Source organism: Paenibacillus alkaliterrae (genome assembly GCF_021532375.1).
Taxonomy (GTDB): Bacteria; Bacillota; Bacilli; order Paenibacillales; family Paenibacillaceae; genus Pristimantibacillus; species Pristimantibacillus alkaliterrae.
Genome location: NZ_JAKGAP010000047.1, coordinates 1 through 23,810, shown reverse-complemented (window position 1 = coordinate 23,810; position 23,810 = coordinate 1). Strand labels below are relative to the sequence as shown.

Here is a 23,810-nt window from a genome sequence, read left to right as displayed (position 1 = left end):
AGCTATGATACAATCGGTTTACGTGTTTTTACGGAGCTCCTATGCTGGAGGTGGAATAAATGGAAATCTTTTTGAAGATCTTGCTTGTACTATTCTCTGTCGGCCTTATTGCTGTAGTATTGTTGCAAAAAGGTAAGAGCGCTGGCTTGTCCGGAGCAATCACGGGCGGGGCGGAGCACTTGTTCGGCAAACAGAAAGCGCGCGGTTTGGATTTGTTCTTACAGCGTCTGACGGTTGTTCTGGCAGTAGGTTTTTTCATTTTGGCGTTGGTTGTTTCTTACTTCGTCAAACAATAATCAATTAACATGCGGAAAGCGGGGATAATCCTCGCTTTTTTTGTATTTTCGGCAATATTGCGGATGGGCAGCTTTCATTTCGTGTATACTACATGGTATATGATAATCTATCAACCTGCTGCAAGCGAAGCTGGAATGCTGTGGCAAGTGCATGAGGAGAAAAAGCGATAATGATAAATTACGAGCAGCAGCTGCTTGATTTTATGCGGGAGACGGCATATAAGCCGATGACTTACCAAGAGCTTGAGAAGCATTTTGGAATTGAGGGTGCGGAGGAGTTTAAGCAATTTCTTAGATTGCTAAACAAGCTGGAGGACGAGGGCAAAATCATCCGTACGGCAAGCGAGCATTACGGGGTTCCGGAGCGAATGAATTTGGTGCGCGGCAGATTGCAGTCGCATGCGAAGGGCTTTGGGTTCCTGATTCCCGAAGAAAAGGATCACCCGGACGTTTATTTGCATGCGAATGACCTAAAGAGCGCGATGAATGGCGACATCATTCTCGTCCGCATTACGTCAAAGAGCGAGCATGGCGGCCGTATGGAAGGCGAGGTATTCCGAATCGTCGAGCGCGCCGTCACTCAGATCGTCGGAACCTTCGAGGATCATGAGTCTTATGCTTTCGTCATGCCGGACGACAAACGGATTAATCGGGATATTTTCATACCAAAGGGCGGCTATCAAGGTGCAGTTTCGGGGCAAAAGGTTGTCGTGCGCATCGTATCGTATCCGGAAGGGCGCTCGGCGGCCGAAGGCGAAATTGTCGAAATTTTAGGACATAAGAACGATCCGGGCGTCGACATCCTGTCGATCATTCGCAAGCATCAGCTTCCAGAGGGCTTTCCGGACGAGGTTATGGCTGAGGCTGAAGCGGCTCCTGATTCGATTACCGATGAGGAAATCGTACAGCAGGGCCGGCGCGACCTGCGCGGCGAGGTTATCGTTACGATCGACGGCGAGGATGCGAAGGACTTAGATGATGCGGTCCACGTGAAGCGGCTCGAGAACGGCAATTACTTGCTGGGCGTCCATATTGCGGACGTCGGTTATTACGTGAAGGAAAAGTCCGATCTGGATCAGGAAGCATTCCGCCGCGGCTGCAGCGTTTATTTGGTCGACCGCGTCATTCCGATGCTGCCGCATCGCTTGTCGAACGGGATTTGCTCGTTGAATCCGCAGGTTGACCGCTTAACGCTTTCGTGTGAAATGGAGTTTGATGCACAAACTTTAAAGCGCGTTCGACATGATGTGTTTACGAGCGTAATCCGTACGAAAGAACGTATGACGTATACGAACGTACGGAAGATATTGACCGCTGACGAAGAGGAGCCGCAAACCGGGCTGAAGGAGCGTTATGCTGACCTTCTCGGTATGTTCGAGTTGATGGAAGACCTCGCCATGCGGCTGCGCTCGAAGCGGATGAAGCGCGGCGCGATCGATTTCGACTTCCAGGAGTCGAAGGTCATCGTCGATGAGGCAGGTAAAGCAGTCGATATTATCAAGCGCGAACGTTCGGTTGCGGAGCAAATCATCGAGGAGTTTATGCTTGTCGCGAACGAAACGGTGGCCGAGCATTTCCACTGGCTGCGCGTGCCGTTTCTATACCGGATTCATGAGGATCCCAATCAAGAAAAGCTGATGAACTTTATACAGTTCGCAGCTAACTTCGGCTATGTCGTGAAAGGAAAAGGCAATTCGGTGCATCCTCGCGCCCTGCAAACGCTGCTGGAGGAAATTCGCGGCACGAAGGAAGCGACGGTCATTTCGACGGTCATGCTTCGTTCGATGAAGCAGGCGAAATACGATGCGGAGAGTCTTGGACATTTCGGCCTTGCAGCCGAATTTTATTCTCATTTCACGTCGCCGATTCGGCGTTATCCCGACTTGGTCATTCATCGCGTCATTCGCGAGGTTCTTGAAGGGGGCGGACAACTGACGGATGCCCGGCACGAATATTTAACGTCCAGAATGTCTGATATTGCGCAGCATTCTTCGGAGCGTGAGAGAGTTGCGGTTGATGCGGAGCGCGATACGGAACAGCTGAAGAAATGCGAATTCATGCTGGATAAGGTCGGCGAGGAATTCGAAGGGATCATAAGCAGTGTGACGAGCTTCGGCATGTTTATCGAACTCGATAATTCGGTAGAGGGCTTAATCCGTCTGAGCGATTTGTCGGATGATTATTACCATTTCCACGAGCAGCACATGATCTTGGTTGGAGAACGCACCTCGAAGGTTTATCGCATTGGCGACGAGGTGAAAGTGCGCGTATCCCGGGTGAGCATGACGGAGCATACGATCGACTTCGAGATGGTCGATATGAAGCCTCGAAGCAGCTATAAGGGCTTAGTCGACCAAGGTTTCGGCGGCGGCGCGCGCGGCGGCAAGAAGCGCGGCGGTGATGAACGCGGAGCTGGCGGCGGAGCAGGTGCAGGCGGACGCGGCAAAGGCGGAGCTGGCGGCAGCGAGCGCGGAAGCGCGGGACGCGGCAGTGCGGCGGGAGCAGGCGGACGCGGAAGCGCGGGACGCGGCAGTGCGGCGGGAGCAGGCGGACGCGGCAGGGGCAGAGCCGGCGGCGAGCGCGGAAGCGCGGGACGAGTCGATTTCGGCGTCGTCGAGCAGGGGAACCCGTGGCGCGTCGATGCGCCTGTGAGCGACCGCGGCGGAAAGCGGCGCGGTCGCGGGGGCTTGGGCGGAGCAGGCGGAGCCGGAGCCGGCGCAGGGGCGATCGACGGCGGCGGCGGAAATGCGCCGGCGGAGCGCGGGCCGTGGCAGGAGGCGGACATGCCGCCGGGCCAAGGCGATATGCGCGGCGGCGGAAGCGGGCCGCGCACGGATATGTGGGGCCTGCCCATCCGCGGGAGCGGCGGGGCTGGCAGTGAAAGCCGCGCAGGCGAAGGCGGCGGGAACCGGCGGAGCGGCGGCAGTGGCGGCGCGAAGCGGAAGAATACGTCGCCGGGCGGCGTGTTCGCGGGTGAGCGGAAGAGCAAGGCGCCGAGCCCGGATGACGGCGGAGAGGGACAAGGCAAGAAGAAGAGGAAACGGAAAGGCAGCTGAGGCGGAGAGGACGCCACGGCAGCATTCATCCGCAAAAATCGCAAGTAACTAGCCAGTACGGCGGCTTTCAAATGAACGTTATTGCGGGAGCCGCCGTGTTCTGGACGAGCTGGGAAAATATATTTAAACTTGTCACTTGCTTTTTATTTCTGGGTATAGTACACTCAAGGCAATCGATAATATGAACCTGAATTCACATATTGAAAAGGGTGTCATTATAGTCATGAAACCCTTTCCAATGTGTGAATTTTTTGTTTAAAGACAAACCAGGCGCATATTAATATTATTTTTTTGGAGGTTTTTACACATGCAACAAGGTACAGTTAAATGGTTTAACGCAGAAAAAGGTTTTGGCTTCATCGAAGTTGAAGGCGGCAACGATGTATTCGTACACTTCTCCGCAATCACTGGCGAAGGTTTCAAAACTCTTGAAGAAGGCCAACGCGTTGAATTCAACGTTGTTCAAGGCAACCGTGGACCACAAGCAGAAAACGTTGTAAAGCTGTAATAGCTTACGAACGTTGATAAAACCGCCCTTAACCTTTTAGGTTATGGGCGGTTTTTTTTATTTTACATAAGGTCTGCAATCTAAAATGTCCCGTGCCCGTCTTACCAAAGACCCGTCGATTTGGCCGTCAATCCGACCGTCTATTCTTACTCCGGTACCGAGATGGACGGCTTGCGCTTTAGTTGCCTCAATGAACTCCGGCAATGAGGCAATCGTTAATCCGCTGCCAGGCATAATAGTCAGTTCGAATGATTCGCTTAATTTAACGAGTCTTTTTATTCGTTGAACCGCTTGAAGAACGTTCGTATTCCCTCCAGAGGTGAGGATCCATTTGATTTGGGGATATTGACTCAGGGTGATAACTGCCTCTTCTTGATCATCTACCTCATCGAACGCGCGGTGAAACGTGACTGGAAGCTCTCCCGCTGCATCCAGCAGTCGCTGCAATGATTCTGTATCGATTTTATGATCAGCTTTCAGCGCTCCCATGACGAGCGCATGCACACCGAGCTGGCGAAGCTGTCTGATTTGAGCGATCATCTCGCTAATATCCTTTTTGTCGTAAATGAAGGATCTGCTGTGCGGGCGTACCATGGCGTGTACGGGAATTTTTTTGGCAAAGGGTTGAGTATCGGATTGCTCTGTCTGTTTAAGTCGTTCTATAACGGCAACGGCGACCATACGGTCTGGTGTTAAACCGCCTTGTTCGAATGCAGAAATAAGCTCAATACGATCCGCTCCATGAGCAGCCGCTGTAAACGCTTCATCCTCAGTAGTAGCAATGACTTCAAGCAACACGGGCATTCTCCTTTTTGATATTAATGGATTGGGTGCACGACGGAACGGTATCCTTGATTTCTGTACTTAAAGTTGTTACAATGAATTTCTGAACCGCATATAATAAACATTTTAGCGTAATAAAGACGAGGTGACCAGCATGGGTAAGAAAAGTGACGGCAAGCAGCTCGCTCAGAACAAGAAGGCTTCCCATGACTACTTCATCGAGGATACGTTTGAAGCGGGGATGGTGCTGCTTGGTACGGAAATCAAATCGCTGAGAAATGGAAAAGCGAATATAAGCGATGCGTTCGCGACTATTCGCAACGGCGAGATTTTTATCCATAACATGCACATCAGTCCGTTCGAGCAAGGCAATATTCATAATCCGACCGATCCGACGAGAGCACGGAAGCTGCTGCTCCATAAGGAACAGATTCATAAGCTGCTAGGGTTATCCAAGCAAGAAGGATATGCCATTGTGCCTCTGAAGATTTATGTGCGTAACGGTTATGCTAAGCTGCTTATCGGGCTTGGTAAAGGCAAGAAGCAGTACGATAAGCGCGATACGGCTGCTAAACGCGATGCTCAGCGGGATATCCAGCGTGCGCTGAGGGAGAAGCAGAAGGTGGCTCGCTAGCCTGATTTTTTCCATGGGTGAGAACATCCATTACTGCCAATAACAAATATGCACAAAGGCTGTCCGTTCGTGGTATACTAAAGCAGTAGCGAAGGCAGCACAAGCAGTACACTGAAATATGCGAACGTGCCAAACAATCGGAACAGCCTTTCAGATTTCGAATCTGTTAGAAGCTGCTCCTTAATCCTAAAGCTTCATTTGATGCTAAACGTTAGTGCCGATCTCTCGATCAGCAGCTAATTGTTTATGCGAGAATGGGGGCGTTTATGGATTCGACGGGGATTGGACGAGCGCGGGTTGCGGGTAGCAGGGAGTCGTCTGCTTCATCAACGCTAAAGCCTATTAAACGGCAAACAACAAACAAACTACGCTTTCGCAGCCTAAGAAACTGTGTGCGTGCTTCTACCCAGCATCGTCCATGTGACTGGAATAGGGGCTAACAAGTAGTGGAATACGCTGTCTCATCTCCGCCTGCGGTGAGCTGAAGAAGACAATCAGGCTGACCCAACGTATAGCCGGTTACGGGGCGATACTCGGGTGACATCAAAACTGTGACTACACCCGTAGAAGCCTGTGTGGCGTGATCTTCGGACAGGGGTTCAAATCCCCTCGCCTCCACCAATACTATCAGAAGAGACACCGTGTCAGGTGTCTTTTTTGCGTTCTCGGGTTACATGGGGGTTAGAAAGTGACGTCGTTATTGGATTTGCCGCGTTCGTGGGCATGAATCCGAGGAATCTCGGATGGTGTACGTTGCGGTGGGGTAATGGATAGATAGGATCTTGCGAGATTTCAAGAGGCAGTCCTGCCTATGGAACATAAAAAAGCCAAAGACACCTATTAATGTTCCTTGGCGTAGAACTGTTTTAGAGCTGCTTTAAAGTTGCTTTAAAGTTGCTTTAGAGTTACTTTAGAGCTCCTTTCAAGCAACTTTAGAGCTTTAAAATATAATGCAGTTTCGGATCGGTAGGCTTTGAGCCAACACGTTCGAGGTATTCTTCTTCGACTAGAGATTCCAGTATAAGCTTTGCTGTGACTCTGCTTCTGCCAATAAAATCACCAAAATCTTTAGTAAATACTTTCTTGCGAATTGAAGCGAATTCCAGTGCCAACCTTTGATCGGGAGATAAATCAAGCCACTTCTCCTGACCGATGCTCAAAGCAATCGTCGACTCTCTCCGAAGTCTCCGTACTTCAATGTTGTTTTTAAGAGTAAGCACGAAGGTTTGTTCTGTCTCCATAAGCTCCGGGGGATCAAGATGGAACAATTGCATTTCGTCGTATATGCGATCAATTCCTTCGCCCCATCGGCGGACGTATTTAAACTCTGAGAGCATTACCGCAATTCTTGGATTTCTTGAATATCGCAGGTCTTTAATATTACTCAAACGAACCATGCCAGGGAGTCGCCCAGGACTTTCAAATTCAAGCCGGTCATCGTACATGCGGATCATAATCTCCAAGCCTCCAAGGTTATAGGCACGATGAGTAACGGCGTTGACCACAGCCTCTATCCATGCGAATTCGGGATATTCAGGCACTGTATCAAAAATCCCCATTTGCCCTAATGCTGTAAAATCTCTTAGCTGGCTTTGGATAATTTCTTTTGTACGTTCAATTTGCTTAATTAATGGGCCTTCGATCGTATATTCCTTAATTACATTAGCTCTTGTTCCGGTTTTTGCTTTTATGCCTTCGTATCTAATAAATCGAATGCAGGCTTGTGGCAAACAAATGGTGGGCATTTTTGCAAACAAGAGGACTCCTGCTGCTCTCATAATCAGTTGTCCGTCCTTATTAACTGCTAGCCCGCGGTTCGTTAAAAGATTATGTAAATTGCCGCTGTACCCGGTAATTTCTTTATATTGCTGAAATACTGTATCGTCGAGATCAGTGATCCCACAGTCGGGCACCGATTCCAACTCGTAATGTCTGCTGCCTTTATCGTATTCAAGAGCCTTGCGAGCTTCGCCGGCAAATTGAATAGTGGAATCGCCTTTTCGGTAATAAACTCGCTTGACGAGCGTATATGGAACGCTGTAAAGGACATGATCGATCGCGATATGGTAGTCGATGTTAACGCGGGCAATATGCCAGCGTGCAAACGTATACGGTACGGTAGGAAGCGGCTTTAGCGCCGGTTTGTCCACGGACTGAAACAGCGAGGAACGGGAGCCTTCCATCTTTTGAAACGGCTTGTCGTTCAGGCGCTTCGGTAGATCCCAGATCGCTTCGTTCAGCTCATGGAGATGAAAGAAAGTCCGGTTTCGCAGTGCCGCCATAATCCAGCGTTCCACGAGGAGAACGGGGTTTTCCACTTTGGGCTTGTCTTTTCTTTCCTAGGTCTGGCTGTTAGGATCGCGCAGCCGTAGTGAGCCGCCATTTCGTAGTACGTGCGATTCAGAACCGACTCGTATCGGTCAGCCTTGTGTACACCTGCTTTCAGGTTATTTGGCACAAGCAGTTCCGGGACGCCGCCGAAGAACTGGAAAGCTCTCACGTGAGTTTGGATGAACGACTGCAGGTTCTGATTCCAAGCGGCTTCGACGTACGTATAATTGCTGGCGCCAATGGTGGAGACAAACAATTGCGCATCACGGATTTCTCCGGTCTCGGGATCGACCACGGGCAAAGTTGGGCCTGCGTAGTCGATGAACAGTTTTTCTCCGGCGCGATGTTCCTGATGCATGGAAAGTTGTAGCGTCTTCTTCCATTGACGGTATCGCTCGCAAAATTGGCTGTACTGATAGCCGTTCGGATGCTGTGATTTGTATTCCGACCAGAGCAGTTGCAAGGTGACGCTTTTCTTTTTGGACTCCCGGTACATATACTCCTAGTCCGGCTCGTTCCATTTTTTCGGCCGCCTCCTTGTTTTGGGGAACAGCATTGCCTCCAGAGCGGTATCGTTCAGTTCTGGCGGTAACGGCCATGTGAGATTGGCGGCTTTGGCTCGTTCGCTTAAACCGCTTTCTGCCTGAAGACGCAGTACATCCAGAATTTTAGGCAAGGCAATCCTCCTTCGTTTCGACATTTGTGTAAACTCCTTTCTGTCGGTGTCGTATAGACATTCGACAATCTGGAGGCTACACCTAGCCATGATGAATGGATTCGCCTTAAGGGGGGGGAAGTGTGGCTAATCTTTTTCGGAATGGATGACCAATGATTTCCGGAATACGCATAAACGTACCCTTTGATAGCCCCCTGTGTCAGAATAGTTGTCGTATCCCTCAAAAGAAAGTATAGTGAGGAAAAAGAGGCCGAGGTGGAGGACAATGAACCAAGTGAACAAGGAATTGAAGCAGAGCATCTTGCAACGAATGATGCCGCCAAATAATGAGCTCGTCAGTCAGATAGCCAGAGAAAGCGGACTATCGGAAGCGACACTATACAAGTGGAAGAAGGCAGCCAAAGCGCAAGGAATGATCATGCCTGATGGCGCACAACCCGCAGAGCGATGGAGTACGCGAGATAAGTTTGCCATAGTGGTGGAAACAGCTGCGTTAAGTGAGATTGAGTTGTCGGAATACTGTCGTGCCAGAGGGCTGTTCGTCGAGCAGGTGAAGGCCTGGCGCGATGCTTGCATGCAAGCAAATGGCGGGATAGCCGCGCAAGCGAGCAAACTGCAAAAGGATCTTCGAACGAAAGAGCAAGAGGTAAAAGCCTTGAGCCGAGAACTTCAACGGAAAGAATCAGCATTAGCGGAAACGGCCGCACTACTGGTGTTACGAAAAAAGGCCCAAGCGATCTGGGGGGACCAAGGGGACGAATGATCAGTGCCTCAGATCGTCAGCTAGCCGTATCACTGATTCAAGAAGCCGTTGAAGCCGGTGCAAGAGAGAAGCTTGCCTGTAAGGAACTTGGACTGACCCAGCGAACCCTACAACGTTGGCGCCAGCATGGCGTCCGTGAAGATGGGCGTCCGCATGCCAAGCGACCTGTGCCCGCACATAAGCTCAGCGAGGAAGAAGAACAACAGATGCTGGACGTCATTCATCAGCCGGATTTCATGAGCTTGCCACCCCTCCGCCTCAATATTATTGTAACCAAGTAAGGGGTGTACTGTCCAAGTCTGCTAGGGGGCTAAATAGGCACAGCCACGCCTCGGGAAATCGAACCCTTGTCCATACAAAACCACAATGGTTAATGTGGACAGGGGTTTATCATGTTTCTAAGCTTAGCCAATGCATTCTATGGTTAGGCTTTTATGTTATAATGAAGGTAATTGTAAATGGACTTTTGGAGGTGATGAGGATGCGATGGGAAGAGGTTCGTGAACAGTTTCCTAATGAGTGGGTCGTCTGTGAAGCGTTAAAGTCTCGTTCGGAGGAAGGGTACTGGTTCATTGACGAGGTGGCTCTCATTGATCGTTTTGACGATTCCGCTGTTGCCATGAAACGTTACTATGAATTGCATCGGGAGCAGCCTTACCGGGAGTATGGCTTTTTTCACACATCCCGTGAAACACTGAAGCTTCGAGAAAAGTGGGCGGGGGTACGTGGACCCAGATGAATATTGATGTGAGGTACGGATTGCCTTTTATTGAAGTTATCATTTGTTACCGCGGTGAAGAGCTTCAGTTGAGGAATGTACTGCTCGATACAGGCTCGGCGGGATCGATTTTCAATGCTGATGTAGTGGATGCCATTGGGGTTAAGATTGAGCCGGGCGATTTTCTTAACAAAATTAGAGGTGTGGGCGGAGTAGAGGTCGTATACTCCAAGAAATTTGATTTTGTGAATGCGGGAGAGATTTCGCTGAAAAGCTTTGAAGTGGAGATTGGAGAAATGGACTACGGCATGGAGATTGATGGCATTCTTGGTTTTGACTTCATCCAATCTGCCGGATTAGTGATTGATTCCAAAGAATTGACGGTGGCAGCAAGGGATTGAGTTACGCTACCTCCCCAAGCAACGGTTCTGATTAGGGTTTTAGCGATTTTGTGGACAGGGGTTCGATATGGTTGCGCTTGAAAAACTGTCGTTTTGCTCTTATTCAACTGTTCCTCCATTAGCAGTATCACATACTAACCCATATATTTACTTGGCAGCAGGATCATGCGATTTGTACTCCGTGTATCCATAGCGTTATAATACAGAAAATAACGGAATAAACCCTATTCGTTCGACTGGAGTTGTTTTCCCGTGAGTATGTATCCATACTACTCGATTATTAATGAATCGAAATATGACAAAAATACAGGTTTCCATTCTTTTCGATTTTCTTGGTCACATGACACTTACGTAGCAATTGAATATTATTGTACCAATCCTGAGTGTAAATGCAAATCAGTCATACTCCATATTGATCGAGTAACGCCGAGCGGTACTACCGAAAACATTGGCTATATCTCACTCAGTATTCCCGATTTCAAGGTTGAGGAGATTAAAGCGAAACATAAGGCTGTCTATCAGTCAAAGCTGAATAAGGAGTTTAAACAGGGTATACCGGAAGAGTGGAAGCCTTATATCTTGGAGCATAGCAATCATGTGAGAGAATTAAAAAGTGTCAGGCTTCCGGCTGATTCATTACAGGAGACTAAGGGGTCGTTGCTTACGACTTCCGCATTACATTCCCGATCATATGAACCTATGTCCATGCCTTCGATAGATCTGGAAAAGACCCCAACAATGGGCTATGTCGAAGTGTTCGGGGAATCGGTCGATCAACTGGTCTTCACTCACGGGGGGAATAAAATTCTGGTGGATGAACAGTACTGCATGAAGCCATCCTGCGACTGTCGGCAAGGTCTCTTGACCTTTGTACAATTGGAGCCCGGTAAACCAACCAGCAAATTTGTTGTTGGCTATTCCACCCACAAGCGGAGTTATTCTGTTGTGGAGAATTATACAACGAATAAGGAACTCGAAGAGCTTGTTGCGGCGTTTGAGACTGCTTATCCTGCGGTAAGGCGTACCATCTCGAATCATTATGATGACATGAAGCGTGAGGGTAAACGAGCGATGCTGGAGAAACAGCAATCTGTTACGGCAAGCTCAGCATCACTCCCGGGGCGGAATGATCCATGTTCATGCGGTAGCAGCAAGAAGTACAAAAAGTGCTGCGGATCGGTTGGTGTTTGAACGTATATATGGCAAAAATTTTCAAGATAACCTTGACGGATTGGAATGGAGCTGTTCGTGGAAAGCCCTACCGCAAAATTGCCGTCCAAGAGAACGCGAGCTTGTATGATCTGGCGGAGGCTGCGTTGTCTGCGTTTGATTTTGATATGGATCATTTGTTCGGATTCTATGACAACCTGAAAAACTGGGCCCGGTCGGAGGAAGGATACGAGCTGTTTGCCGATATCGGCGACAAGATGAACTTCCCGGGTGTGAAGAAGGCTAAAGTTAGCAAGGTGTTCCATACACCTAAGCAAAAGATGCTGCTGTTATTCGACTATGGTGATGAGTGGAGGTTCGTCGTTCAATATTTGGAAGATGGGGATCTTAGAGGGACGAAACTCCCTGTTATTCTGGATTCGAAAGGGAAGGCGCCTGATCAATACGGTGGTTTTTCCGATGAGGATGACGAATACGAACCTTAGCTGGACTTCCCTTCATGAGAGGTTAGGCGTATCCGGTTGGTAAATTAAAGGAAAAGGACTTTGTTATGCCACCTCCCCAAACAACCTAAGCATCACGCTGCGGCGGATTGTGGATTTGCTAATCCACGGTTCGCCTCCACCAAACCTTATCAGAGGAGACACCGTGTCAGGTGTCTTTTTTGCATTCTCGGATTACGTAGCGGTTAGAAAAAGGCGTCGTTATTGGATTTGCGGCGATCGTAGGCATGAATCCGAGGAAACTCTGATGGGATACGTTGTGGAGGGGCAATGGATAGATAGGATCTTGCGAGATTTCAAGAGGCAGTCCTGCCTATGGCAACATAAAAAAGCCAAAGACACCTGTTAATGTTCCTTGGCGTAGAACTGTTTTAGAACTGTTTTAGAGCTGCTTTAAAGTTGCTTTAGAGTTACTTTAGAGCTCCTTTCAAGCAACTTTAGAGCTTTAAATTATAATGTAGTTTCGGATCGGTAGGCTTTGAGCCAACACGTTCGAGGTATTCTTCTTCGACTAGAGATTCCGGTATAAGCTTTGCAGTGATTCTGCTTCTGCCAATAAAATCACCAAAATCTTTAGTAAATACTTTCTTGCGAATTGAAGCGAATTCCAGTGCCAACCACTTTGATCGGGAGATAAATCAAGCCACTTCTCCTGACCGATGCTCAAAGCAATCGTCGACTCTCTCCGAAGTCTCCGTACTTCAATGTTGTTTTTAAGAGTAAGCACGAAGGTTTGTTTGTTGCGGTTTTTAAAATTTAGGCGGCTGAAGGGCAAATGGTGGATTTCAGCTTGTCCCAATCCTCTTTCTGGCTCACGTACCACGCATCCATGTGCTGGCAAATCATAATGCCATAGATGCGCATGTACCACATCATCGTCGAACGGTGCCGGCCGGACTCGAGCTTTTAATCCACTTTCTCTCGTTTGTTGGAACGCTCGATGGACGAACGGCGTTTGTAGATCAACTTCCACTGCTCAGAACCGCGAACGGTCTTTGTAAACAAACGCGGGTTATCCCTGCTGTGTGTATGGTAGGTTCGTCCATACTTGGCAGTGGAGCAACCGCAGGTCGGAGAGCATTACACTTGCGACGATGCTGGGATTTGTCGAATCCGTTGGGTTTCATTTCACGACCTTTTGGACAGATGGGAATGCCGGTTGGAGAAATCTGAATGTCACTGTCCGTCGTCGTATTCTTCTTGCTCCGTTGTTGAGATCGATGAATGGCTGGATGTTCTGGTGATCAAGAAGCAGATAAATCGCTTCCGCATCATGCGCAGCATCGAGGAGCATTTTGTCTACCGTGCCCAAAGTGAATCTTTGCTTGAATTCGACCGTGCTCATCACGAGACTAACCGCATCATGCCGAGAGGCAGGCTGAAGTCTCGGATACAAGGGCAAATCGTGTTTGCTGTCCGCCGCGGAGATCATGTACAGGTGGTAGCCGTTATAGTACTTCTCTCTGGCGCTGTCCCAGCCTGAGTTGCAATCGGGCTGGGAGTAAAGACGAGGATGGTTGCAATCCGCGATTGCCGAGGGCACGACAATTACAAGATGGTTTGCTGCGGGGATAGGCAGCGGTGACGATCGGTGTGCCATCACCGGCGGCGCTCAAGCTATCCAAATCCCCGAGCAAACCCAAATGAGCCGACACCGAAAGAATCTGCGACTGAAAGAAATGAAACAGCGAACCCATATTTTTGATAAAACTCACAAAGATACTGTTAGTGCGATGAGTAAAGCCTTACGAGAGGGACGGAGAAAAGAGTAGCTGTAATAACGATGCATTGTATGGACGGTTTGTTATATAATGAAGGGAGTAAGAAGATGAACTACGAGGTGATAATTATGAAGGATATTCAAGATTATTCGTTGTTTGTTCCGGAATTTCAAAAGCTAGTGAGCTCTCATGATTTTGTGAATATGAATATAGAAGAAGATGAGAATGGCGCGGTGATTCGTTTGCAAAAACAAGATGAATTGGAAAGAATGCAGAAGAGAGAACGTCTACTCAAGACGCTGGAGGAAACTTCGGGTATATTGAAGAAATATCCTGATGCCGCTAAAGAGTTGCACGCTATAGCCAGCCGCGAAGATGAAGAGGATCGGGAGGGTACTCAGCTTTGAGTAAGTTTCTGTTCGATACGAACGTTTGTATATACTATCTAGAAGGTAACCAAACGGTCACTGAATTTATGAGGAAAACACTACGTGACCCTCGTAATAGTCTGGTGCTGTCGGTTATTACAGAAGCGGAGCTGTTTTCTTCTCCAAGTGTGTATGGGAATCCTGAGTTAAATAACGCTATTAGTCGTTTTATACATGATTCTGATGATGTGGTTGAAGTGACTCGTCGGATTGGAGCTAATGCCGGAGAGATAAGGTCGTATTTCCATCAAGCATTTGGCCGAAAGATTAAATTACCTGATGCATTGATTGCTGCAACAGCAGTAAGCCTAAATGCAACACTAATCAGCAATAATGATAAGGATTTTGTTGAAGTATTAGCGAGGTACCAGATTCCATATTTTAATCCGATTAAAGAGTCATTATAAGCTGCTCAATAGGTAGCATGTGTTAATACAAGCTAACAAGGAGTCGTTATTACTCCAAACTCCTGTCCGATTTTTGTAGACACAATGTAGACCAACGCAATAATACAGGGTGAATCGCGGTAATATAAAATGGGACAAGATAATCAATGAGATTCCACGAAGCCTTATAGGATAAGGCTTCGCGGGATTTAATGAAAAGTGATAAACCGATAAGAGAAGTTAGGGACAGGGGTTTAAATCCCCTCGCCTCCAACATGTAAATCTATCACCGCATTGAGATTGTGGATTTATGCTAATTGCGAATTTGTTGATGATGAAACGAGCCAGTTCTCCTTTTACAGGAGGCAGGCTCGTTTTTTGTGGTCAAACCACATGCTGCTTCATCTCGAATAGCTCTATTTAGCGACAGTAGCGGCAAATGCGTCAAAGTCGGTAACGTTCAGCGAAATGCCTGCCGTGTTTCGTATGAGACGGAGGAGTCTTATATGCGAATTATAAATCAGCATGCCTATAACAGAGATAACATGCATCTATCTGGAATAACGGGCGTATTAAGTACTATACCTTCAATTGAGCTATCGAGTAGGCTTGTTTTGAAGTCACTTACTCAGATGGAATGTACCATTTCGCAGTGGTATGTGATCGTACTAATGAAGGAGGTGTGTAGGTTGAATAGCTGGAAATTCATCAAGCTGTTGGGACTTGTTTCTGGAGTTGTGCTCTTGAATATTATAATACTGTCACCAGGGTTATTGGGTGTGGAAATAGGAGGCGAAAGTGTTCTAGAGACAGCTTCTGGCGTAACACTATTGTGTATGAGTCTCCTTGTGCTGCTTTACGGGAGTTATGGATTACTTTTAAAACCTCCTGTTGTAACGCTTGTGAAAGACATTAAAACGCACGAGGATTATATGGCTGCACTTCAACATTACAGAAATGTAAAGGCGTTTAAGAAGGATATTTCTCTTGCCTTAGATCAATTAGGTCGGATAGTAAAGAAGAAGGACACTTTGTTGGAAGTTCTTAGTCAGAGATTTGATCAAACGGAGTTAAGCTACAAGAAGTTTACTTCTGTCATTTATGAGGTCGAAAAACTTCTTTACCTCAATATCAGGGGGATCCTTAATAAGCTTAGTGTTTTTGATGCTTCAGAATTCTCCATGTTCGCTAGTCAGCAAAGATCAACGCAGTTTTCTAATAAACTGGTACAAGAAAAAACAGATTTATACAAAGAATACTTAGACTACTTGACAGGGTATATTGGTGCAAACGAAGAAATACTGCTGAAGCTAGACAAATTGCTATTGGAGATATCTCTATTAGGCAGTACGAATTATAGAGATGTCGAAGAGATGCCCTGCATGAAGGAAATAGATGCATTGATCAAACAGACAAAATTTTATAAGCAATGAGGGGGCGATGACTATAGCTAGAAAAGGTAAGGCGTTTGTGGTGTTGGGAACTATTGCAGTGGCCGTTTTTGTTCTTGTGTATTTAGGGATCAGCCTAACATCTAATTTAGGAAAAACCCAGACAGAGGTAACTTCGGAAGATGCGGCCAAAAAATTGGATAAAATCTACAAAAATATTTCTGTCACTGCTGCCGAGCAAATAAAGGGTCAGATAGACCTTGATCCTGTAGCTGTCGGGGATTCATTGCCCGATATCTCTAAGTTTCCAATATCGGTAGCAAACACAACGGACAGCTTCGTAGAAATTTTCTCTTCCACAGAGAAATCAGGGACTGGTATTGATGGCTGGTTGAATGAAGTTGCGACAGACTTCAATAATGCTAATATGGTAGTGAATGGGAAGCCTGTATCTGTCAAGATCCGTAATATTGCCTCGGGCACAGCCACAGATTATATAAGGTCTGGCAAGTATGTACCGGATGCTTTCACTCCTTCTAATGAGTTCTGGGGAGAAATGGTAAAAGCTCATGGTATCGACACTCAGCTTGTATCTAAGCGTCTTGTCGGTAATGTAGCTGGTATTGTATCAACAAAGACAAAATACGATGAGTTGGTAGAGAAGTACGGCTCTATAAACGTCAAGACGGTTACAGACGCTATAGTGAATAATGAGTTGGCTATGGGTTACACGGATCCTTTCGCTAGTTCTACGGGTTTAAACTTTCTAGTGGCTGCCCTGAGGACATTCGACAGCTCTGATTTGCTTGGGGAAAAAGCGGTTCAAGGGTTTGAGAGATTCCAAGCCAATGTACCTTTTATTGCGTCCACAACTTTACAAATGCGTGATGCAGCGAAGTCGGGGATGCTTGATGCCTTTATCTTAGAGTACCAAACCTATGTAAATGTGGCTGATCTGAAGAGCGGCTACGTGTTCACTCCTTTTGGTGTAAGGCATGACAGCCCGCTTTACGCTTTGGGTGATTTACCTCAAGAAAAGCTGGATATTATCGGGAAGTTTGCTGTGTTTGTTGAACAAGAAAAATATCAGAGTTTAGCGGAGGAAAAGGGGTTCAATGGTCTTAATGATTACAATTCAGAGCTTGATGTAGTCGATGGCAGTCTCTTGTCCTCTGCACAGAAGTTGTGGAAGGAAAAGAAAGACGGGAATAAACCGATTGCGGCGGTATTTGTTTCCGACGTATCGGGGAGTATGAATGGTGAACCTCTAAACCGATTGAAAGAGTCGTTGTTAACAGGTCAAAAGTACTTGGGCAGGGACAATAGTATTGGTTTTGTTTCTTACTCCAGTAACGTTTCAATCAATCTTCCGATTGGGAAGTACGATACGAATCAGCAGTCTATGTTTGTTGGAGCTATCAACAGCCTTCAAGCTGGCGGAGGTACAGCTACATTTGATGGAATTGTGGTGGCAATGAAAATGCTTCAAGATGAGCTGGCTGATAACCCTGACATTAAACCTTTAATATTTGTATTAAGTGATGGAGAAACGAATGAAGGGCATTCGCTCAAGGATATCAGGGGGTTAGTTGAGACCTATAAGATTCCAGTATACACGATTGGTTATAATGCCGATATCCAGGCACTTCAAAGCATTTCAAATATTAATGAGGCAGCTAGTATCAATGCAGATACAGACGATGTTGTGTATAAGATCGCTAATTTACTCAACGTTCAAATGTAAATGATATTCTAAGCAAATGCTTCCGAAGTCAAGTTTTGCTTCACAAAACTTTTTAGGAGTGGTTACCATGTCATTTACAATGGAAGTAGTAAGTCCTGAGAAGCTTAAGTCGGCTATAGAAGAGCAGGTTAAACCTGAGCCTGAGGAAGTATCGCAACTCAAAGAGCTGGCATTAAACAATGTCTCAACGATCTTGGAGTTAGATATCGAGTCCTTAGAAAAGCGGAAACAGGTATTGCAATCTATTGATAGTTTCGGCATGAGCTCTATGCGATCATCCTCGGATAAAAATTCCCTCTTGCAAGTATCTGTAGGGAATTTATCTAAAACAGGCGATGAAGGCGGCCAAGTAGCCAAAGGTTTAACGGAGCTGCATCTCCAGTTGAAGGATTTAGATCCGAGTGCAGTGGATTTTGCCAAGAGTGGTTTTCTGGGCAAGTTCTTTAATCCATTACGCAGTTACTTTGCAAAGTACCAAAAAGCTGACGCTGTCATTTCGGACATTATCCTTTCTTTGGATAAAGGCAAGTCTGTATTAAGGAATGATAATACAACTTTGGAGTTTGAACAGCATGCACTCAGGGAGCTCACGAAAAGACTTCAAAAGGAAATCCAGCTAGGTATGTTAATGGATGAAGAAATTGAGTCTCAGATTGAAGCGGCAAAATTACGTAATGAGTCTGAAGATAAAATCCGGTTCATTACAGAAGAAGTGTTGTTTCCTTTGCGTCAGCGTGTGATGGACTTGCAACAAATGTTGGTCGTTAATCAACAGGGAATCATGGCAATCGAGGTTGTAATAAGGAATAACAAAGAGCTGATCAGAGGAGTAGACAGAGCTAGGAATGTTACCGTTTCAGCCCTGAAAATCTCAGTTACTGTGGCAAGTGCGCTCTATAATCAAAGGATTGTCTTGAAAAAGATTGAACTTCTAAATCAAACCACCGAAAGTCTAATAAGCGGTACCTCAAGAATGTTGAAAGATCAGGGTGCGGCGATCCATAAGCAGTCTCTTGAAACGAGTATTTCAGCAGACACTTTAAAACAGGCCTTCACTGACGTGCTGTCGGCTTTAGATTCCATTAGTACTTACAAGCAGGAGGCACTCCCTAGAATGCGTGAGACCATTAATCAGTTCAGAGAACTGGCTGATAACGGAGAACAGCAGATTCAGCGTCTAGAGAAAGGTCAAAAGTTGGGTTTGTAGTATCCCAAACAACCTCAGCATTACACTAAAGAGAATTGTAGTTTTGCACAGCCATTGTTCGCCTCCACCAATCTCATCAGAGAAGACACCGTGTCAGGTGTCTTTTTTGCTTTGTAGGAATAGTACTCACAAAGAATGAGTACACTACATAGTGTACATTATGTACATAACCCTGTACAATGGAGGTGAGGAGGGGTGAATATGCAAACAGTTCTTAATGCAACCGAAGTAAGAGCTAATTTTGGTGGATTTATTGATACCATTGTGAGAGAAAAACCGCAAGCTATAAAACGCAACAGAGATGTCATTATGGCGTTCTCTAAGCAACAAATGAGGGAATTGCTCTCAGTATATGAATTGACATTTGAATATGAGCAAGATGAAGATGGACGGTATGCTGGGTCTATCGAACAAATTGAAGACATTGTTGCAGATGGTGAGACAATAGATGAGCTGAGGATTGAATTAGCAAGACACCTAGTGGAATATGCAATCGACTATGAGAATAACTATTCCCGCTATTACAGTACGCCTAACCGTCATAAGCACGCACCCTATGTCTTACGAGTTTTGTTGGAAGACGATGTTGAATCGGTCTCACAAATGTTCCATGCCTAGTTGGAGTGATGTAGAGAATTTCTTAAGACGTGATGGATGGGTTATGGTAAGGCAAAATGGCAGAGATAAAATCTATGAAAAGACCCTGCCTGACGGAGAGGTATTGCGGACTGCGGTATCAAAAGGAACAGGCGAAATTGGGAAAGGGTTATTCAATCGGATATTGAAGCAGCAACTGAAGGTAGATAAGGAATACTTCAATTCGAAGAAGTAATGGTTATTACGGAGTGATACTCGGGTGACATCGAAACTGTGACTACACCCGTAGAAGCCTGTGTGGCGTGATCTTCCGACAGGGGTTCAAATCCCCTCACCTCCATCAATACCATGAAAAACCCGACCGTACTAGGTCGGGTTTTTGCTTTACTTCCATTAAAAGTCTGTTAAGATGTACATATGTTATAAAGTTATAACTGTAATATGGGAGGAGACAATGATATGAATGGTGAAATAAAGATGCAGGATGATATAATTCTAAAGTAAACCGTTATTCACGTAAAAAAGGGAAAATGGGTAATAGTCTGGGCGTAAGTTTGCCGAAGGCTTTGGCAGAACAATTGAAAATAACTCAAGGAGATGAAATTGAATTCATCGTAAATGAAGAAGGCGACGTTATGCTCCGGAAGGTACGTAAATCGAAATTACCCGAAAATGTTCGTCCTGAAGTACTTGAAGCCTTTTACGATATGGGTTATAAGGGTCTAAAGAAGAACTCAGCACTTAAAAGAAAAAGTGAGTATAATTAATTATTCCTGTTTAGAAGCAAGATGATATAAGACCAAAATTTGTGAGCCCTAATACAAGGGCTCATTTTTTCTTTTCATTCTTAGGTGAAATAATCTTTGAAGCGAATGTAGATTACGGAGGAGAAATTCCTTTAAAGACCTGCTTTAATGCAAGAGTTGCTTTGTATGAGGCAATCGTATTATATGATATAAATAAGTCTAATAAAGAAAATAACAGTGCATTTTGGTCTTATGCGGAGAAAAGAATAGAGGAAGGTGGCATTCAAAGAGGTCCTAAATTGAAGAATACATAAACTTATATTTAAGTGCCTATAATATGAGTTTATAGGAATAATATAAGAAAATTCGTAAATCGCGCTGATTGGTTACGGAAGGTAATGGGCAAAAAGCATTCGGATCAGGGAAAATGTAAAAGGGATGCCCGGTTTTTTCACTGTTGCATATATTGAGGATCGTTGCCCCGAATTGCTCATCCTGCAATAATGCTGCGCTTAAGAAATTGAGCGAGGAAGACATCATCCAGAGGGACGGGATGGGCGTTCGCTTGGAGAGTGAAGTCTTGATAACTTTCAGGGCGAGGTTGTGAGGTAACATGGACGATATTTATCAAAAGTATGAGGCGGCTTTACGCGAAATAGACCGACTGAGACTAGAAAATAAACAGCTCAAGCTCCAAATCGGGAACAGAGATTCGAAAGGCGAAGCATGTTCATTCCAACAGATCTCAACGATTCAAATGCGAGTTAAATTACAAGGAAATAAGCAGCCCTCAAAGGTGCATCAATTTTCAAGCGTAGAGGAAAAACTTGCTCTATACCGGAGTTACTTTCGTGGCAGGGAAGATGTATATCCTATCCGTTGGAATAATAAACAAGGCAAATCTGGCTATTCGCCGTCTTGCGGCAACGAGTGGACAGCCGTCTGTCAGAAACCCAAAGTGAAATGCTCGGCTTGCATACATCAGAATTTCCTTCCCGTAACGGATGAAGTCATTTCCAAACATCTGGATGCGCGTACGGATAGAACGATCGGAATTTACCCAATGCTGCAGGATGAGACCTGTTGGTTTCTTGCAATGGATTTCGATAAGAAAAACTGGCAGGAAGACGCGGCAGCGGTTATGCATGTGTGTGACGGAAACCATATTCCGGCTGCTTTGGAACGATCACGATCCGGGAATGGCGGTCATATCTGGATATTTTTTGTTGAACCGATCGCCGCTAGTCAGGCAAGGCGCCTTGGCACGATTATTTTATCGCTTACGATGAATCAAAGATATCAGATCGGTCTTGATTCTTATGATCGCTTGTTTCCTAATCAAGATACAATGCCTAAAGGAGGCTTTGGAAATCTCATTGCTCTGCCTCTCCAAGGAGGCCCGCGAAAGTACTGAGCTGGCCGGAAGGACTTGAAGGCGGACGAGTGAGTGATGAAGTGACGGCGATGATGGACATTGTGCCAACCTTCTTGGATTTTGCGGGTGTTGACCCGTCAGCAGGAGCGCTTCAAGATGTGGTGATCGATGGGAGCAGCTTGAAGGCGAACCGTCGCCGCATAAGCAAATGTTCTGGGAGTATCAAGGTCAGCTGGCCGTTCGGGAAGGGAATTGGAAGTTAATATTGAATGGGAAGCTGGATTTCGATCGCGAGGGCCCGGATCGGATTCATCTGTCTGATCTGTCAAAGGATCCGGGGGAGCGCGCGAATTTGGCTGGTCAGTATCCGGAATTAGTGGAGCGGTGAGTCGGGATGCACGGGTCTGGTACGCGGAGGTGGCGGGACATTGTTAATGGCTATTATGTGTGAGGATATACATGGTGAATGGAACTGTTACCGAAATAGGCAATCACCCCAATCTTTCTTTGTTCGTCTAGCATAAAATAGCGTGCGGATCTTACCAGAGGAAGACATTATCTTTTTTCGAGGGGGCAGCGTTTTGGAACAAACAACCAAGAAACACAGGCCTGTCATAGCGGTTACCGGAAGTGCAGGTAAGACGACCTCCAAAGAAATGATTGCAGCAGTACTGAATAGACGTTGGAAAATATTCAAATCTCCTCATAATAACAATGCACCTAGTGCCACAAAAAGACATGCCAGGCAACTCCGTCCTTCCCATCGGGCAGTGGTTGTTGAGTACGGGATGCAGTTTTATGGAAACATAAAAAGGCATTGTCTATATTTACAACCCAGCATTGGGGTTATTACGAACGTAGGAAGGGCTCATGTGGGTCACTTTGGCGGTCGCGTTAAAGGGGTGGCCAGGGCAAAATCAGAGTTGATTCGTTACATGAAACCGACCGGCACCTTATTGTTGAACGCAGACGATCCTCATTCCGAATTACTCCATACAAAAGAATTCACAGGTAGAATCATTAGGGTAGGCATATGGAATAAGGCGAATTATCGGGCCTTTCATGTAAAATATGCAAATAATGGAATGAGTTTTAAGGTGAAGCTTGACAAAATGGAGCGTTCTTTTTATATTCCTGCGTTCGGAGAACATAATATTTACAATGCCTTATTTGCCATTGCGGTTTCTCATGGTTTGGGATTTACACCGCAGCAAATGCAAGCCGGGCTCCATTCGTATGCGAGACCAAAGAGCCGATTGCGTGTTCATCGTTTAAGAAGAAATGTAAAGTTAATCGATGATTCTTATAGTTCGAATCCCGATGCGGCAAAGGCTGCTCTCGATGTATTATCGAACATTGGTACAAGTAACAAAATAGCCGTACTCGGTTCCATGTTGGAATTAGGTAAGTTTACAACCAAGGGCCACCAGGAAGTTGGAAAGTATGCCGCCGGTAAAGATGTAAGCCGATTGTATACGTTGGGAAGCGCTGCTAAGCAAATTGCGGTCGGCGCTAGAAAATCCGGTTTTCCCGCAGGCAGGATCAAGAGCTTCGTCAATAAGCATCAACTTCAAAAGGCGCTGCTTCAAAAGATAGAATCGGGCGCCACTGTTCTGATCAAAGGGTCAAACAGCTTAAGAATGAGCACGATAGTCACGTATTTAAAACAAAATGACAGATAGAGCAGGCGATGATTAGTCCGAAGACACTCCCCCTTTAGCGGTTGGCTGTAGTTCGCCTCCGCCAATACGATAAGAAAGAGCGCCTCATGCGGCAATGTCATTAAGATAAGGCGCAGAGCCAAATATCAAGAAAAAGAGCAGGTTATCAAAAAGATAACCCGCTCTTTTTTTGTATAAAAACGAAAAAAAGACTTGACAAGCAGATGAAACTGTGTGGCGTAGCCCCTTGAAAAAACGAGGAGGTTTCGCCAATGAATGAGTACGCGAATTCGCTAAAAGAAACGCTGACATCCCTCATACGAGAAATGTCATCTGCAACAGCACCCTATGTCAAAAATCCTGAAAAAGATTTTACCCGAAAGAAAAAGCTGCCTTTTGAAACGGTTATGCAACTCCTGATCTCAATGGGTGGCAACAGCCTATATAAGGAACTCTTGGAATCGCAGGGCTATGACGTAAACACGGCAACGACGTCTGCTTTTGTTCAGCAAAGGAATAAAATCCTGCCGTCTGCTGTGGAATTCTTGTTTCACGCATTTACAGAGTCGTATACGGATATCAAGGAATACCGAGGGTATCGATTACTTGCCGTTGACGGTTCGGATTTAAATATCGCAACAGACCCTGCGGACAAGGACACCTATTTTCAAAGTCAACCGAACACAAAAGGCTTTAACCTTCTGCATTTGAACGC

29 protein-coding genes, 1 other RNA gene and 1 pseudogene are annotated in these 23,810 nt (G+C 46.1%); 25 read left to right on the top strand and 6 right to left on the bottom strand.

Annotation, left to right across the window (positions count from 1 at the left end; translation table 11 throughout):
* Positions 1-59: 59 nt before the first annotated feature.
* From secG to L1N85_RS18645, 3 genes are all read left to right on the top strand, one after another.
* The gene (secG, locus tag L1N85_RS18655; RefSeq protein ID WP_235240562.1) at positions 60-296 is read left to right on the top strand and encodes a preprotein translocase subunit SecG; all 237 of its coding nucleotides are present in this window, start codon (positions 60-62) and stop codon (positions 294-296) included.
* 170 nt (positions 297-466) lie between these two features.
* Complete coding sequence (rnr, locus tag L1N85_RS18650) at positions 467-3,352, top strand: ribonuclease R (protein ID WP_235240561.1); 2,886 nt, start codon at positions 467-469, stop codon at positions 3,350-3,352.
* A gap of 307 nt (positions 3,353-3,659) precedes the next feature.
* Positions 3,660-3,860, top strand: a complete 201-nt coding sequence (locus L1N85_RS18645) for a cold-shock protein (RefSeq protein WP_028609190.1) — start codon at positions 3,660-3,662, stop codon at positions 3,858-3,860.
* A gap of 57 nt (positions 3,861-3,917) precedes the next feature.
* Here the strand turns inward: L1N85_RS18645 and L1N85_RS18640 are convergent, their stop codons facing one another.
* The gene (locus L1N85_RS18640) at positions 3,918-4,658 is read right to left on the bottom strand and encodes a copper homeostasis protein CutC (RefSeq protein ID WP_235240560.1); all 741 of its coding nucleotides are present in this window, start codon (positions 4,656-4,658) and stop codon (positions 3,918-3,920) included.
* Positions 4,659-4,797: 139 nt separating this feature from the next.
* Here L1N85_RS18640 and smpB point away from each other — a divergent pair, with 139 nt between their 5' ends.
* On the top strand, positions 4,798-5,277 hold the full coding sequence (gene smpB, locus L1N85_RS18635) for an SsrA-binding protein SmpB (RefSeq protein WP_235240559.1): 480 nt from the start codon (positions 4,798-4,800) through the stop codon (positions 5,275-5,277).
* A gap of 256 nt (positions 5,278-5,533) precedes the next feature.
* Positions 5,534-5,898, top strand: a transfer-messenger RNA (tmRNA) gene (gene ssrA / locus L1N85_RS18630).
* A gap of 311 nt (positions 5,899-6,209) precedes the next feature.
* Here the strand turns inward: ssrA and L1N85_RS18625 are convergent.
* The 3 genes from L1N85_RS18625 to L1N85_RS18615 are packed head-to-tail and all read right to left on the bottom strand — an operon-like array spanning position 6,210 to position 8,308.
* Positions 6,210-7,559 carry an ATP-binding protein gene (locus L1N85_RS18625; protein WP_235240558.1) on the bottom strand — a complete coding sequence of 450 codons (1,350 nt, stop codon included), beginning with the start codon at positions 7,557-7,559 and terminating at the stop codon, positions 6,210-6,212.
* Positions 7,514-8,104, bottom strand: a complete 591-nt coding sequence (gene istA, locus L1N85_RS18620; protein WP_235240557.1) for an IS21 family transposase — start codon at positions 8,102-8,104, stop codon at positions 7,514-7,516. Before istA ends, L1N85_RS18625 begins: the two co-directional genes overlap by 46 nt.
* A 6-nt stretch (positions 8,105-8,110) precedes the next feature.
* Positions 8,111-8,308, bottom strand: coding sequence for a hypothetical protein (locus tag L1N85_RS18615; RefSeq protein WP_235240556.1), 198 nt, complete (start codon positions 8,306-8,308; stop codon positions 8,111-8,113).
* Between the two features lie 241 nt (positions 8,309-8,549).
* Here L1N85_RS18615 and L1N85_RS18610 point away from each other — a divergent pair, with 241 nt between their 5' ends.
* The 6 genes from L1N85_RS18610 to L1N85_RS18585 all read left to right on the top strand — a co-directional run bounded on the left by L1N85_RS18610 (position 8,550) and on the right by L1N85_RS18585 (position 11,821).
* On the top strand, positions 8,550-9,047 hold the full coding sequence (locus tag L1N85_RS18610) for a transposase (RefSeq protein WP_235240555.1): 498 nt from the start codon (positions 8,550-8,552) through the stop codon (positions 9,045-9,047).
* Entirely contained in the window at positions 9,044-9,328 is a 285-nt protein-coding gene (locus L1N85_RS18605) for a hypothetical protein (protein ID WP_235240554.1), read from the top strand. Before L1N85_RS18610 ends, L1N85_RS18605 begins: the two co-directional genes overlap by 4 nt.
* A gap of 200 nt (positions 9,329-9,528) precedes the next feature.
* On the top strand, positions 9,529-9,786 hold the full coding sequence (locus L1N85_RS18600) for a hypothetical protein (RefSeq protein WP_235240553.1): 258 nt from the start codon (positions 9,529-9,531) through the stop codon (positions 9,784-9,786).
* Positions 9,783-10,166, top strand: a complete 384-nt coding sequence (locus L1N85_RS18595) for a retropepsin-like aspartic protease (protein ID WP_235240552.1) — start codon at positions 9,783-9,785, stop codon at positions 10,164-10,166. The genes L1N85_RS18600 and L1N85_RS18595 overlap by 4 nt, the downstream gene beginning before the upstream one ends.
* Before the next feature lie 258 nt (positions 10,167-10,424).
* The gene (locus L1N85_RS18590; protein WP_235240590.1) at positions 10,425-11,357 is read left to right on the top strand and encodes an SEC-C metal-binding domain-containing protein; all 933 of its coding nucleotides are present in this window, start codon (positions 10,425-10,427) and stop codon (positions 11,355-11,357) included.
* A gap of 8 nt (positions 11,358-11,365) precedes the next feature.
* Positions 11,366-11,821, top strand: a complete 456-nt coding sequence (locus L1N85_RS18585) for a plasmid pRiA4b ORF-3 family protein (protein WP_235240551.1) — start codon at positions 11,366-11,368, stop codon at positions 11,819-11,821.
* A gap of 529 nt (positions 11,822-12,350) precedes the next feature.
* Here the strand turns inward: L1N85_RS18585 and L1N85_RS18580 are convergent.
* On the bottom strand, positions 12,351-12,812 hold the full coding sequence (locus L1N85_RS18580) for a hypothetical protein (RefSeq protein ID WP_235240550.1): 462 nt from the start codon (positions 12,810-12,812) through the stop codon (positions 12,351-12,353).
* A gap of 150 nt (positions 12,813-12,962) precedes the next feature.
* Positions 12,963-13,442, bottom strand: coding sequence for a hypothetical protein (locus tag L1N85_RS18575; protein WP_235240549.1), 480 nt, complete (start codon positions 13,440-13,442; stop codon positions 12,963-12,965).
* A 246-nt stretch (positions 13,443-13,688) separates the two neighbouring features.
* Here L1N85_RS18575 and L1N85_RS18570 point away from each other — a divergent pair, with 246 nt between their 5' ends.
* The 14 genes and pseudogenes from L1N85_RS18570 to L1N85_RS18510 all read left to right on the top strand — a co-directional run.
* Complete coding sequence (locus L1N85_RS18570; protein ID WP_235240548.1) at positions 13,689-13,967, top strand: hypothetical protein; 279 nt, start codon at positions 13,689-13,691, stop codon at positions 13,965-13,967.
* Positions 13,964-14,395, top strand: a complete 432-nt coding sequence (locus L1N85_RS18565; protein ID WP_235240547.1) for a type II toxin-antitoxin system VapC family toxin — start codon at positions 13,964-13,966, stop codon at positions 14,393-14,395. The genes L1N85_RS18570 and L1N85_RS18565 overlap by 4 nt, the downstream gene beginning before the upstream one ends.
* A 659-nt stretch (positions 14,396-15,054) precedes the next feature.
* Entirely contained in the window at positions 15,055-15,807 is a 753-nt protein-coding gene (locus L1N85_RS18560) for a hypothetical protein (RefSeq protein WP_328285245.1), read from the top strand.
* A gap of 13 nt (positions 15,808-15,820) precedes the next feature.
* The gene (locus tag L1N85_RS18555; RefSeq protein ID WP_235240589.1) at positions 15,821-17,509 is read left to right on the top strand and encodes a vWA domain-containing protein; all 1,689 of its coding nucleotides are present in this window, start codon (positions 15,821-15,823) and stop codon (positions 17,507-17,509) included.
* Positions 17,510-17,576: 67 nt separating this feature from the next.
* Positions 17,577-18,716, top strand: a complete 1,140-nt coding sequence (locus L1N85_RS18550; protein ID WP_235240545.1) for a toxic anion resistance protein — start codon at positions 17,577-17,579, stop codon at positions 18,714-18,716.
* Positions 18,717-18,917: 201 nt separating this feature from the next.
* Complete coding sequence (locus L1N85_RS18545) at positions 18,918-19,334, top strand: hypothetical protein (protein WP_235240544.1); 417 nt, start codon at positions 18,918-18,920, stop codon at positions 19,332-19,334.
* Positions 19,216-19,548 (top strand): type II toxin-antitoxin system HicA family toxin, encoded by a 333-nt coding sequence (locus tag L1N85_RS18540; RefSeq protein WP_328285243.1) that lies wholly within the window; start codon positions 19,216-19,218, stop codon positions 19,546-19,548. Before L1N85_RS18545 ends, L1N85_RS18540 begins: the two co-directional genes overlap by 119 nt.
* A gap of 295 nt (positions 19,549-19,843) precedes the next feature.
* On the top strand, positions 19,844-20,080 hold the full coding sequence (locus L1N85_RS18535; protein WP_235240542.1) for an AbrB/MazE/SpoVT family DNA-binding domain-containing protein: 237 nt from the start codon (positions 19,844-19,846) through the stop codon (positions 20,078-20,080).
* Positions 20,081-20,121: 41 nt separating this feature from the next.
* On the top strand, positions 20,122-20,373 hold the full coding sequence (locus tag L1N85_RS18530; RefSeq protein ID WP_235240541.1) for a hypothetical protein: 252 nt from the start codon (positions 20,122-20,124) through the stop codon (positions 20,371-20,373).
* Between the two features lie 299 nt (positions 20,374-20,672).
* Positions 20,673-21,473: a TOTE conflict system archaeo-eukaryotic primase domain-containing protein gene (locus L1N85_RS18525; protein ID WP_235240540.1), complete on the top strand. Its 801-nt coding sequence runs from the start codon at positions 20,673-20,675 to the stop codon at positions 21,471-21,473.
* A gap of 29 nt (positions 21,474-21,502) precedes the next feature.
* On the top strand, positions 21,503-21,697 hold the full coding sequence (locus L1N85_RS18520) for a hypothetical protein (RefSeq protein WP_235240539.1): 195 nt from the start codon (positions 21,503-21,505) through the stop codon (positions 21,695-21,697).
* 2 nt (positions 21,698-21,699) lie between these two features.
* A complete protein-coding gene (locus tag L1N85_RS27270) occupies positions 21,700-21,822 on the top strand; it encodes a hypothetical protein (protein ID WP_268818356.1) in 123 nt (40 codons plus the stop codon).
* Between the two features lie 193 nt (positions 21,823-22,015).
* On the top strand, positions 22,016-23,116 hold the full coding sequence (locus L1N85_RS18515) for a UDP-N-acetylmuramoyl-tripeptide--D-alanyl-D-alanine ligase (RefSeq protein ID WP_235240538.1): 1,101 nt from the start codon (positions 22,016-22,018) through the stop codon (positions 23,114-23,116).
* 251 nt (positions 23,117-23,367) lie between these two features.
* Positions 23,368-23,810: pseudogene (locus L1N85_RS18510) on the top strand (IS4 family transposase); the annotation flags it as partial.